The 12,773-nt window shown below is 66.8% G+C and carries 10 protein-coding genes and 1 pseudogene; 8 read left to right on the forward strand and 3 right to left on the reverse strand.

Annotated features, from left to right (window positions below):
• The first annotated feature begins 42 nt into the window (after nt 1-42).
• Nucleotides 43-684: a hypothetical protein gene (locus tag WMF14_RS04270; RefSeq protein WP_437798910.1), complete on the forward strand. Its 642-nt coding sequence runs from the start codon at nt 43-45 to the stop codon at nt 682-684.
• A gap of 177 nt (nt 685-861) precedes the next feature.
• Here WMF14_RS04270 and WMF14_RS04275 read toward each other — a convergent pair whose 3' ends face one another.
• The 3 genes from WMF14_RS04275 to WMF14_RS04285 all read right to left on the reverse strand — a co-directional run bounded on the left by WMF14_RS04275 (nt 862) and on the right by WMF14_RS04285 (nt 5,182).
• Complete coding sequence (locus WMF14_RS04275) at nt 862-2,397, reverse strand: hypothetical protein (RefSeq protein WP_437798911.1); 1,536 nt, start codon at nt 2,395-2,397, stop codon at nt 862-864.
• 38 nt (nt 2,398-2,435) lie between these two features.
• Nucleotides 2,436-3,821 (reverse strand): hypothetical protein, encoded by a 1,386-nt coding sequence (locus WMF14_RS04280; RefSeq protein WP_437798913.1) that lies wholly within the window; start codon nt 3,819-3,821, stop codon nt 2,436-2,438.
• 275 nt (nt 3,822-4,096) lie between these two features.
• On the reverse strand, nt 4,097-5,182 hold the full coding sequence (locus WMF14_RS04285; protein ID WP_437798914.1) for a hypothetical protein: 1,086 nt from the start codon (nt 5,180-5,182) through the stop codon (nt 4,097-4,099).
• Between the two features lie 263 nt (nt 5,183-5,445).
• Here WMF14_RS04285 and WMF14_RS04290 point away from each other — a divergent pair.
• The 7 genes and pseudogenes from WMF14_RS04290 to WMF14_RS04320 all read left to right on the forward strand — a co-directional run.
• A pseudogene (locus tag WMF14_RS04290) lies at nt 5,446-5,859 on the forward strand (RNA polymerase sigma factor); the annotation flags it as partial.
• Between the two features lie 180 nt (nt 5,860-6,039).
• Nucleotides 6,040-6,564, forward strand: a complete 525-nt coding sequence (locus tag WMF14_RS04295) for a hypothetical protein (protein ID WP_437804465.1) — start codon at nt 6,040-6,042, stop codon at nt 6,562-6,564.
• A gap of 120 nt (nt 6,565-6,684) precedes the next feature.
• On the forward strand, nt 6,685-6,894 hold the full coding sequence (locus WMF14_RS04300) for a hypothetical protein (RefSeq protein ID WP_437798915.1): 210 nt from the start codon (nt 6,685-6,687) through the stop codon (nt 6,892-6,894).
• Between the two features lie 576 nt (nt 6,895-7,470).
• Nucleotides 7,471-8,790, forward strand: coding sequence for a group II intron reverse transcriptase/maturase (ltrA, locus tag WMF14_RS04305; RefSeq protein WP_437798916.1), 1,320 nt, complete (start codon nt 7,471-7,473; stop codon nt 8,788-8,790).
• 995 nt (nt 8,791-9,785) lie between these two features.
• Complete coding sequence (locus WMF14_RS04310; protein WP_437798918.1) at nt 9,786-10,349, forward strand: sigma-70 family RNA polymerase sigma factor; 564 nt, start codon at nt 9,786-9,788, stop codon at nt 10,347-10,349.
• A complete protein-coding gene (locus WMF14_RS04315; protein ID WP_437798919.1) occupies nt 10,346-10,546 on the forward strand; it encodes a hypothetical protein in 201 nt (66 codons plus the stop codon). Before WMF14_RS04310 ends, WMF14_RS04315 begins: the two co-directional genes overlap by 4 nt.
• A gap of 1,052 nt (nt 10,547-11,598) precedes the next feature.
• Complete coding sequence (locus tag WMF14_RS04320) at nt 11,599-12,747, forward strand: hypothetical protein (protein ID WP_437798920.1); 1,149 nt, start codon at nt 11,599-11,601, stop codon at nt 12,745-12,747.
• The last annotated feature ends 26 nt before the right edge of the window (nt 12,748-12,773 follow it).

The raw sequence follows: 12,773 nt of genomic DNA on the forward strand, positions 1-12,773 counted from the left end.
CGCCACTACCCTCGGCGAGTTCCGTACGAGGATCTTGGTCGCGTGCAAACAGAAGAGGATCGACGGCTGGTGGACGCCCGTCGCCGAGCCGGCGCCGATTGCGAACAGTGGCTTGGCATGTTGCGGCGCCTGCGTGAGCAGTTCCCCGAGAACGAGGTCGACAATTTCTCAGCTCATCTCGCGATGGGAAGTCACGACAGCTGTTATTCCGGATCTCTCTATCTTCCGAAGGCCACCGGAGAACACCGACATGCAATCGAATTGAGGGTGAGCTTCCTGGTCCCTTATTACATCGTCTACAGCTCGCGCCTCGTCGATGATCTCGAGGGGATCGAGAGGAAGAAATCGCTCCGCGCGACGCCACCTCGTGCCGTCACCATCTTCGTCCATGACACGGCCTACATCCTGCCCGCCTGGGTTGGCAAGCTGATCAAGCTGGTCAAGCCCGAGCTTGTCGAACCACCTTCGATGGAAGACAAACCCACGCGGCAGGTCATCTCCTTTGAGCTATCGCCCGATGAGCAGCCGTACGCTGCAGGGATCGCCCAAGAGATCGAAGCGACATGGGGATACGAGCGCATGCCGCCGGAGGTCGGCAACGTGGTCGTGCCGGACGTGGCGACCAATCTACGACGTTTCGGAGAGGCCAGGCTATACGATTGCCTTTTTTCAGACGCATGGTAAGCCGGTGATGCTCTCAGCCTCGACACTCACCGACATCCCAAGCGATTTGGCAGAGCATGAAGCGCAGCGGACCGGGCTCGAACCCTCCACAGCGGGCCGAGCTCGCCGACGGGACCTTCGGCCTCCGCGCCCGGTTCTATCGAGCCGGATAGCTCGCTGCGGTAAGCTTCAATCCGGTTATTCAGGAAAGCGCAGTGTCTCGACCTTGATGCCGTCCTCCCCCGTGATCGTCTCGCCCGACCAGCCCCAGCTGATGCCGCCCTTGCCCGGCGGACCGAGCTCGTAGGTGACGCCCTCCAGCGTGAGCTGGTCCTCGTCGAGGTAGGCGATGCCGATCGAGTCGCCGCCGCGTCCGGGGCCGCCATAGCCGCCATCGCCCCCTCGGCCACCGTTGCCACCCTGACAGGACCACGTGCCGTCCCCCACGGCGCCGCCGAGTTCGCCTCGCCCGCCTTTGCCACCTTCCTCGGGCTCCCCGCCGTCGCCGCCCGGCCCCGCGTCGATGGTCGTGATGACGCTATCGCGCAGCGTCACCTTGGCATGAAGCGCGACGATGCCGATGGTCGGGTGCCCGTTTTCGCCCCCTCGGCCACCCCTGCCACCGCAGCCGCCAGCGCCGCCGGAACCGCCGCCGGCGCCTCCCTTGGTGGCCACGCCGCACACCGCGAGTTCGCCTCGACGGCCGCCGCCCCCGCCGCCTCCTTGACCCGGCATCCCCCTGCCGCCGTCGCTTGCCCACTCACCCACCCAGCCTGTCTCGGTGATGCGTCCGATGCCTTGACCCGCGGCGCCGACGGCGCCGATCATGCCGGAGAGCCCGGGGGATCCATTGCTGCACTGGGCGCCGGGCACGTCCCCGCCTCCTCCCCAGCCACCCTGCCTGGAGTTTGGCTCTGGCGTTGGCTCCCCGTCGTTCCCGTCCTCCGCGCCGTCGGGGAGCCCGTCGCCTCCCTTGCCGCCAACGCTCGGGATTCCACCGTCGCACGGATTCACCACCGCCGAGCCGCCGAGTACGGTATCCGCCGAGCACGCATCGTCACCATACAGGCCATCCGGTCCGTCCGCTGCACGATGTGGCCCGCGCCCCCCATCATGACCTGCCCAGCCGTACGACGTGCCAACCTCGCTGCGGATGAGCTCCACGACCGTGTCGGATTGCACGAGCATTCCGATCGGGCCGCCCGACTTGAACCGCATGTCGACGATCGTCGATACACCGTCCGCGGCTCCCGTATCTCCGGCGCTCGCCGGTACGACGAACAAGGCAATGCCGTCGATAGCTGAAATCTGAAGCAGCGAGCGCGTGTCGAGCATGCGATCCCAGTCGATGCAGCTGAAGCCGCCGATGAGATCCACGCCGGAAGGCAGCGTGAGGGGCCCGAAGAAGCCGTCCGCGCATGCGAACACGCGCCCTCGTCCGGTACGTGCGAGCTCCACGGCGCGCTGCAACGTGCGCACGGGCCGCTCCTTCGTACCCGGGTTCGTGTCGTCGCCGTCGCCCCAAACGCCGGCCACGAACACCCCGCAGCCATCCTCCCACACGTCCGCGGCGAGGCGCTCGAGACAGAACGACTCTGTCGGCGCGTCACCCTGACACGAGGAGGTGCCGTCGCAGCCCGTTCCGCCCGGCTCGTTGGGACCCGGTGCGGTGCCGCAGCCGGCCGCGACGAGGAGCAGCGCGGGGGACAGATAGATCGCTCTTGTGGTTCGCATCGTTCTCCCTCGATGTCGTGTCGTGCATGGGGGGACATTCACTGGGGCGGTGGGGGATCGGGGACGTCGAATTGACGGTAAGACATGGAGTCGCCTTGCACGCCCCTGCCGACGTGGTCATCAGGCGCGGCATTGCCGGCCAGTCCGCCGTCTCCACCTCTTCCGGCCTTCGCAGGCGCGTCCGGCCCGAAGCTCACGGAGGCAGCGATGGACGCCACGCCGTACGAAGGGCCACCGAGACCACCTCCGGCATCGCCTCCGCGACCGCCGTTGCCTCCACGGCCGCCGCTGCACGCAGGCCACATGTCGCCATAGCCGACCCCACCCCAACCGCCCTGAAGCCCAACGCCGCCTGGTTGGCCCGTTCCGCCGACCCCACCGCGGCCGCCGTTGCCCGCGAATACCTCCGTCCGATCGAGCGTCAGCGCGCTCCCCTGCAACGCAATGATGCCGATGCTCGCCCCGCCATAGCCGCCGCCCTTGCCTCCCTGGCCGCCGCAGCCCCCGCTTCCTCCCGAGCCGCCGGCCGCCCCGGCCTGAGGTCGGCCCGCCGGGCACGCCGTCATCTCGCCGCGCGATTTGCTGCCGCCACCGCCGCCGCCCCCCTGGCCGACGCCGCCCTTCTTCCCGTCCTCACCACGGACACCGATCCATCCATCGTCGCTGAGGAATCCTGGACCCAAGGCGCCACCCGCGCGCTCAGCGTGGGCGCCGGGTGCGCCATCGCCGCCGTCGGTGCATCTCGTGAGATCCGGGCCGAGCCCCGCATGGCCGTCAAGTTCCGAAGTCTCCGCGGGCACCGGCTGCCCCGCAGTGCCATCGCCCCCCGATTCAAGGTCGCCGTAGCCCCCAGGTCCGCCCGTCGACTCGATGCCGTCGTCGCACACCGTCACGACGGGAAGCGCGCCTTTCGCGAAGTCCGCGGTGCAGGCGTCCGCGCCGTCGTTCCCCTGCACGCCGTCGCTGGTCGGTTCGCTGCGCGCGTCCTCTCCCGGCTCCCCGTCCTTGCCGTTGCCCGCGATGATCTGGCTGTCCCGCACGATCGCCCGGGCCCCCGAGCTCAAGATCATCGCGATCGACGACTTACCATCGATCGCGGAAGCGTCGGCCGCCACAGCGCGCACGCCGACGATCAACGACGTCGCGTTGCCCCCCGCGATGCCTGCATCTTCACCCCCGAGGACCCGCACCGGAATCCTCGCAAGCGGTGCGATGACGGTCGACGCCTTCGGTCCGATGGCCGACCATTCATACGACCAATCGCCGCCGCCATCACAGAGTCGGCTGCCCCAGAGGTCGACCCCGGAAGGCAGCGTGACCCCCTCCTCGAACAACCCGCCGCACGCATACACGCGCCGGGTCGCTGCCTCGCCGTTGCCTCGTCCGCTCGCGGCGAGCCCGATCGCGTGTTGCAGGGTCTTCACCGGTGCGTCCTTCGTGCCAGGGCTCCTGTCGTCACCCGACAACGGGCTGACGAATACGCCGCACTCGTCCAGCGCCATTGTCGTCGCTGGGTCGCCGTCACAGAGAGTCGGCTCAGGCGCAGGGACGCACTCCATCACTTCCCAGCAATCGTCGCGGTACGAAGTGCAAGCCAGCAGCGTGCTGCTCGCTCCCCACGCACAGACCACGACAGCAACGGCGGCTGCCAATGCTCTTCGGCGTTCCCGTGGCCGCATCCCCTCGGTACCCGGCATGGTCACCACACCCCCTCGATCCTCACGCCCGTCTCGTGCCCGGTCACGACGGGCGATACATTGACCCGATCCTGCGCTGGCGTGCGCCCCAGGAAGGCGAAGTCGGTGAAGAAAGACGCGGCGGTGGCCGCGCCGATCACACCGCCGGTGATGACGAGGGCCGTACCCACCCGGTCGGACAGGTTGCGCGCGTCGCGCAGGCGCCGCAGCTCGCCGCACGGCGAGCGCTCTGGCGCTTGCCAGCACATGGATGAGCTCGAGCTTGGGTCGCTCATGAGCTGGTCACGCCGAGCGCTCATATCCTGGTCGAGCTTGCTGGCGCTGATCATGAGGATGGCGCCTGTCGATACGGTGCCCGTCGCGAGCGTGATTCCCACGACACGCAGCGTCCCCGGCCAGGAAGCCCACTGGCTGGGGGCCTGCGCGCGCGGAGCGGGAAAAGCGCGCACGGGGGTCGGCGTCGCGGTCGCGGTCCCCTTGGTGCCGCTCGCCTCCTTGGTGCCGCTCGCCGCCGCACACAGCAACGGCATCGTGAACTCGTGCTCCGCGCCTGCCACGGCGCGAAAGTAATGAAGCGCGTCCTTGCAGCCCGGTGCACGGCCCCGCACCATGTGTTGGCCTGGCTCGAAGAACAACGTGTAGGTCCGCGCGGTCCGGCCGATGCGCTTACCGTCGATGAGCACCTCGGCGTCGGGCGGATCGACGCCGAGCACGAGCCGCGCGACGTGCGGCGCTGCGTTGCGCTGCCCTGCCTCGAATCGCTGCTGGAGCGCTTCTGACAACGCTTCACGCTGTTCGAGGCTCCTGGCCAGGTGCTCGGCCGCATCACGGTACTTGTGCAGCGCAAGCTCGCAAAGGCCGAGCTCGCCGGCGAGCTCCGCGCGCTCCACCTCGGTGCTGGTCGCCGCGTCTGCGGCCTCGAAAGCCGCCTTGTAGGCAGCATATGCCTCGGTCCACAGCCCGGCCTTGCGCGCTCTCAGACCACGGCGAACATGCTCTTTCACCGTCGACCCGTCGCTCGGTCCCGCCTTCGGATGGATATCGTCCGCGCTGGACGAGTTCGTGAAGGCTGTTGCGGCCCCGAGCATGAGAAGAATCGAGAGGGAATGCGCAGTGGAACGCATTCAGCGACGGTACTGACGCCGGGTGCTCGGCGTCAACCGGCAGGAAACCGCCACGTTTCGACGGCTTTGGCGAGAATTGGCGGTCGGACGAGGGAATGCGTTCAACCGTCCGTCAGGCATGGCCGAACGTGGCCTCGATGCATGCAATTGAATACATTATCCCACCAAAGTTGGTCCTCGACTCATTTTTCTGAACCGTTTGGGCCGCCTCAGGTGTGCTGCTTACCGTGGCCAAGCCAGCGCCCGTCTCCCTCAGCTTCGAGCTCTTCCGGCGCCTGGCCAGGCGCCACGGTGTCCCGGCGCGAAACGCTGAGGATGTCGCCCAGGAAGCGCTGCTGCGGGGGTTGGATGCTGACAAGCGGATCGAACCGGGCGGCGACCCAGGGCCGTACCGCGTCACGATCGCCGTCAACCATGCGCGCAATCACGTCCGTGATGCACGCTGCCGCGGCGAGGTGCTGACGTCGTTCGATGAGTGCGAGATCCGAGATGAGTGCCCCACGCCGGAAGAGTTGCTCCGCAGACGGCAGCGGGAAAAGCTCGCCCGGCAGCTGCTCGACCAACTCGATCCCAAGGACCGGGATCTCGTGATCAAGCACGACCTCGAGGACATCCCGCTCGCCCAGATCGCCGCCGAGCAGGGGGTCCCGCTCGACACGGTCAAGACGAGACACCGGCGGGCGCATGAGGAACTCGAGGTGCAGGGCGGACGGTGGCGAGCGCGGCAGCGCTCTCACGGACGGGACGACAGCGCCTGCGTGCCGCTCGCGTGGGGGTTCCGCCGTCGCGCGTCGTGGGTGGCCTTGCTGCGCCGTCTGGGCATGAGGATCCTCGTTCAGGCCGCGCTCGTCCTGCTGACGGGCGCGCTCGTCTCCGCGGTGCCGACCTTGCACGACCTGGAATCGCGGATCAGGGCGGCGGCGGTCCGCGCCCCTGCCACCGCACCCGCGGTGCAGGACGCCGTGGTGCTCCCTGGGCGAGATGGCGCCCAGAGCGCCGCGGTGCCCGCCGGCGGCGACGGCGATCCCGATGCCGCGGCAACACCGCACGAGAGCTCGTCGCCGACGGAACACGGAAGCGCGCGTGGCGAGGCGATGGCGACCGGCACGCCCGCTCTCTCGAACTCGAGGACGACAAGTCATCGGGCCGCGCCTCCGACGAGCGCCGTTCGAAGGACCGCCAGCGAGGTCGAGAGGAGCCTGGTCAACCAGGCGCGGAGGGCCATCGAGGCCAACGACGTCATGGCCGACGTCGAGGCTCGGCGGCTGCTCGAGGCCCACGCGCGACAGTTCCCGCGAGGGCGGCTCGCCGCCGAGCGCGAAGAGCTGTTCAGGCAGCTTCGCTGAACCGTCGGCTACCCATCAACAGCTAGGCAGGCGGGGATAGCGGCGCTGCTTCCGCGCAGCGCAACGCCGAGATCCGCCTTGCGTCGGACAAGAACGCTCAGGTCAAGGAGGCGAAAGTTCATGGAAGACATGCTGGGGGCGATGTGGCTCGTGTCGCCGCTCGGGCTCGCGATGATCGCGTGCGTCGCGATCGGCTTCGCGGTCACCGCGCGCGAAGCGCTGGGACGAGAGCGCGGGCTTCGCGAGGCGCGCGAGCACGCGCACGATGACGAGGAGGGTGCGACCAGGCAAGGCTGGTCCCGAGGGAAAGGAGTGAGCGGAAGCTTCTGAAATCGGGTTTCGTCGTCCAGCGGGTGCGAATCCCGCCCGGCCAAGGTCACGCCCGACCAGCCGGAAGCCAGCCTTGCGACGGACCCCGTGAGGGGCTCGGCGATGCGTAGGCAGGCGAGCGAGCGAGCCGCAGCGTGCCAGCCACGAAATTCATCAACATCCGGGTGCCCAGGGCGTTCTCCTGCCTGAAGGCAACAGCGTCCTACCTCGCAAGGGCGGGAAGGGGGGACGCACCCGGCGGGGTAGCTGGCTGCGGCGCGCAGCAAGAGGACGGCCCAGGCACCTGGGAGGCCCTCGTCTCTCCACGAGAAACGCCGGTACGACGGGGAGCCGGTGATCCGTCCCCGGGGCGAGACACGCCGCGGATGCCCGTGTCTCGCAGCCGAGCCCAGCGGGCTCCGCAAGGAAATACGCATCCGCCTCGCGGTAGGCCCACAGCAAGGGGAACCGGAGCCGAAGCCGAAGGAGACGAGGGAGTCGGAGGGTCCCATACGAGCGACGACGCGGGCGAACGGAGGGCACCGGAGCCCGTCAAGCAAAGGGGACCCGTGTCGAGAGGAACTTCAGGAGGGAACCATGAGCGCTGCCACGACGGCGAACACCATGTCACCGGGACTGTTGAAGGTAAGGGAGAGAGCGGAGCGAGACCCGGAAGGGGTCCTCCTCGCGCTGGCGCACCTCATCGACGGGGAGGCGCTGCAGCGAGCGTACCGCAGCCTTCGTAAGGACGCTGCGGTGGGCGTGGATGGCATCACCAAGGAGCAGTACGGGCAGGACCTGGAGCGCAACGTCGGCGATCTGCACGCGCGGATGAAGTCGATGCGCTACCGGCACCAGCCCATCCGGCGGGTGCACATCCCGAAGGAACGGGGCAAGACGCGCCCGATCGGCATCCCGTGCACCGAGGACAAGATCGTCCAGGCCGCGGTGCGTGAAGTGCTGGAGGTCGTCTACGAGCCGGTCTTCCGAGACGTCTCGTACGGGTTTCGGCCCGGTCGCAGCGCGCACGGCGCGCTGCGAGCTCTGAACCGGATGCTGCTCGGCGGGGTGGAATGGATCCTGGAGGCGGACATTGAATCCTTCTTCGACAGCATCGACCGCAAGAAGCTGATGGAGATGCTCCAGGTCCGGGTCGCCGACAAGTCGCTGTTGCGGCTGGTCGGCAAGTGCTTGCATGTAGGGGTCCTCGACGGTGCGGAGTTTTCCGCGCCGGAGGATGGGACGGTGCAGGGCTCGGTCCTGTCGCCGATGCTGGGTAACGTCTACCTTCACCACGTGCTCGATCTGTGGATCGAGCGCGACGTCCAACCGCGGCTCGTGGGTAAGGCTACCCTGATCCGATACGCCGACGACTTCGTCATCGGCTTTGAGAGGGAGGACGAAGCGAAGCGGGTGATGGAGGTGCTACCGCGGCGCTTCGAGCGGTACGGACTGAAGCTGCATCCGGACAAGACCCGCCTTCTGCCCTTCGGGCGCCCGGACAACCCGGGACCTGGGGGTAAGGGTCCGGCGACCTTCGACTTCCTCGGCTTCACGCACTACTGGCGGCGAAGCCGATCGGGTCGATGGATGCCGAGCATGAAGACACGCAAGGCGCGCCTCCGACGGGCCATCACGGCCGTCGCCGACTTTTGCCGACGCCATCGGCACCGGCCGGTCAAGGAACAGCACGCCGCGCTCACACGGCGCATCGTCGGGCACCGCAATTACTTCGGCGTCAATGGAAACCTGCGGAGCATCGCGCTCCTGATCCGTGCGACCGAACGGGCATGGCACAAGTGGCTATGCCGGCGGAGCCAGCGTGCGCACCTGAACTGGAAGCGGTTTCAAGGACTGCTGCGGGATTTCCCGTTGCCTAGACCGCAGATCCGCGTCCAGCTCTGGACGTCTCCCTGAGCCCTCTCGGCGGAAGAGCCGGATGGTGGAAATCTCCTTGTCCGGATCTGGCGAGGGCCCCCGGGGTAGTTGACCGGGGGCTACTCTACCAGCCCTCACCGATGCGAAGGAGCAGCTGGCGGGGGAGCGAGACCGATACCAGCGCCTTCTGGACTGTCACGTCGACGCGGCGCTCGCAGAGTCGACAGTCGACCGCGCGCGCCCCGTCCCCTGGCCAGGAAGGGTCCTCGAGTCGTTCTGCGCGACGATGCCTTCGTGGAGGAGAAAGCTGGCCGAGAGCACCGGGTTGGAGCCGAGGGACGTGGAGCGGCTGCTGAGGAGCGAGCTTCCTATGACGCCCGGCCTTGCTCGGCAGTTGGATGCCTTCACTGGCACGCCTGCTCGGTACTGGGAGCGCCTCTGGCGGCTGCACGACGACCACCGGACGGACGCCGAGGAGACCGTGGCGATCCAGGTCGGCGAGCCCTTGACCAAGCGCGAGAGTTCGGCGCCGACGACTCCGCCCACGATACCTGCCCGCGCGCTCGACGTTCCTCCGCCTGTGGTGCCGTCTCCCGAGCTTGCGGCCAGGAGCCCGCGCGCGAAGCTCCCGCCGCCTCCGCAGCCGCGTCTTAGGTCGCCGCTCCCTGTCCGCGCCGCCACGGGGACAGAGCTCGTCCGGCGCGCTGCCACGCTGACGAGCTTCCCGGTACAGCGTGACGAAGGGGGGGCGACCTCCCGCAACGGGGCCGATTGGGAGGAAGCAGAGCGCTCTCCGCTAAACACGACACTTCCGGGAGTAGGGAGCCATGGATGAGCGCCGCCGCGCCTCGCAGCTACACGCCATCAGGAGCCTGCTGGCGACCATGCCACCGCTCCGGCAACTGAGCAGGTACGGCTGACGTCTTCCTTTGGTCGCGGACGCCTATGGGGAAGTCCGCGAGCCGGTGCCGCATGTGTGCGGAGACGCGGCATCATCAGATTACTGGCGATTGCCCACGGGGGAGAGTGGAGCCATGGGTCGTCCGTCGAATGAGGACGAGCGCGCCACCGCGTGTGCGCGCCTGTTTTGCCCGTCGGTGGTACGCGCCGTGCTGCGCTGGCTGGGGAGGCTGGGGGTCCCACGGTGCGATCGTACCGACGTTGCAGGCCAAGTCTGGCTCAACGCCTGGGAGAGCTGGCCCAGGTTCGATCCGAAGCGTGGTAGGCCGGAACGCTGGTTGAACGCAATCACCGTACACGTTACCTCGCACTATCACGAGCGTATGCAGCACCGCAGGGAGGAGCTAGTCGATTTCATCGATGTAGCCGATCCAGCACCGGATGCCGCTGCTGCGATGGAATCCGACAGCATCAGCTCGGACGTCATCGACGCGGTGAACGAGCTCGAGCCGCAGCTGCGCTTTGTTCTCGTGGCACACGATCTGGATGGGATCCCGATGGCCCGAGTGGGAGAAGATGCGGGGCTACCTATCTCTACGCTCTACAAGCGACGCACAAAGGCCCTCGGTGCGCTGCGCGACATCATGGGGCTTCGGGTAACCATGGAGGACTTCGGCCGGAGAGTGGGGCAGCAATGAGCATCAAAGGCCTGGTTGTGCACTTCCGGCGCGACTTGGACGACCATGAGGCCGAACGAACCATCGACGCTCTCATGATGTTCAAAGGGGTCATCAAGGTGTCACCTGTCGCAGCCGGTTACGAGGACGACCCAAACCGGCAGCGGGTCAAGCGAGAGCTGCGCGACAACATCCTCGTGCTTCTGGGCGAAGAATAGGCGTCGGGCTCGGATCGAGCACCGCCGAGCTGAGCTAGTTCCGCCTCGGACGGCAGCGGAAAGAAGTCGCCGGCGACGCAGCGCAGCACCAGGCTCTCGAGCCGATCCACGTCGTCGAGCCCGTAGTGCGTCGCGATCCGCACCGCTGCGAGCAGCGGCTTGCACGGGTAGTCCCGCATCATGACCGCCAGACTGCGCAGGGGGCGCAGCGACCGGCCGCGCCGCTTGAGCAGCGCGACCTACGCGATCACCTAGTACTACAGCCGTACTTAGTCCGAGGTGCGGCTGTAGGCATCAAAATCGTCGAAAAATCCCTGTCCGTCCGCCTGCCTACAGCCGCAGATGGCCCGCAAGTACGGCTGTAGTACTAGGAAGTAGTCCGGGTTGGGCTCCCGCCACGCCCCCTACGTTTTCTTCCGCCTCGCCACCTGGTACGACGGCGACGAGCACACGTGCTGCCGATTGCCAACGCGAGGATCAGGCTGGAACCGCCGACGGTAGACCCGGTACGGCCGTGCGCGATGCAGCCCCCAGCGTCGCACCTCGCCCCCTGTCGCGGCCCGCACGCTCCCCACCGACTCGATCCCGAACGCGCCGGCGGCGCGTTCGACGCGACCACCGTGAACCGGGGGGTGAACCGGCCTCGCGACCAGAGGTGGGTCAATTCTCGACTACCAAGCACGTACTGAGCCGCGGCGGCCTGGCCGTCCGCAGCCCCCTCGACAGCCCGTTCGATCCGAGGTTGTGAACGGACCGGTATGTGTCTGGTAGCCTCCCGATGACGCAGCCCGCGCCGTGTCACCCATGCGAGACGCGTCCGGCTGTGCGTCCGCCGCGCCCCCGGCCCGCGGAAAGGCGGCGACTACCGCCGGTGCTAGACGGAGCTCTCCTATGGCGTCGGACAGCATTTGAGCCTTGCGGCGCAGGGCCGATTCATGAGACTTTCCGTGGGGGAGGCTATAGAAGGCGACGATCTAGACAGACCTGGTCCGGCGGCTTCGGTTGACCAATCGACTGATAGCTAGGCGAATGAAAAGGCGAGCCCTCTGACTATGACACACCCGTTCGGCCCCGACAGCGCAGCGATTCGTCGCGGACTGCTGAAGCACCGATGCACCCATCTGAACCATGTCCTCACTGACGACATGCTTGTGGAGGTCTTGGCCAATCTCCGCAACGATTCTAGCCATAAGATTCATCCTCTTGGTCGCCTACTTTTGGCCACGGACGACAGCGTCTACAATCGCGACAGCCTCGACGCGCTGTCCAACACCAATTGGGCCATTCGAGCGCTTCTTGAGCTCAAATCTTCCGCAGTCGACTGGCTTCCAACACACCTCCGTACCCTTGCGTCGGAGCGGGACCATCAAAACTGCGCGGCGCAATTGGCAGAGATCCGCACTGCGGGCTACCTCGCTGAAGCCGGGGCGCGCGTGGAACGTATCCTTGGACGCACGGTGAGACCGGATTTTCGGGCCACATTTCTCGATGGCGAACAGCTTGTCGTAGAAGTCAAGGCTAAGCAAATGGACGGAGACGAAGCTCGACTGTTTGCTGAGTTCAATCGAGGTGAAATTCTCACACATACTCCGCGCCGCTACGATGGCGTAACGATATTAGAGCATGATGTCCAGCCCGCAGGAAGGCCGCGTCCCCACGAGAGTGGCTCTGGCGAGGTCGTGGCCCGCAAGTTTTCCCGCATCAAGGCCGACGCTGCCCAGGCATCGTCAACGTCGCCCTCCGTCCTCTGGATCGACCTACAGGATGACGACTGGCCCTTCATCGATTCCCAAGCAACCGAGCCCGTCTTTCTCGGTCCTATGAGCTGTTTCTGGTCCAATGGCTTCTGGCACGCATTTTACGGAAAGGTCGATACGCCCATCTTCGTTGGACACTGCGTGCATCCGCGCCCGCTGGAGGAAGTCCCAAGAATGGCCCATATGGGGATGTTCGCCGATACGGACGCTTGGGCAGCGGTTGTGCTTGCGCTGCCTAGATGCACCGTAGTGTTCGAGCACCCGAGCCCGCGCGTGCAGATCCCCCCCGGCGTACTGGAGTGCCTACATCGTCTGCCACGGTTCGATCTCAGGCGGAGCTATATGAACTGGCCGCCGGGCATTCGCTCAGTGGAATGCCGCATTGAGGATACCATCGCTATGCTCCTCGGCTTGGCTTCTGTTGCAAGGCACCAACTCGGATAGCGCCATGTCTTTTACCCTCATCTCAT

The sequence above is a fragment of the Sorangium sp. So ce693 genome (assembly GCF_051521375.1).
GTDB classification, from domain to species: Bacteria; Myxococcota_A; Polyangia; order Polyangiales; family Polyangiaceae; genus Sorangium; species Sorangium atrum.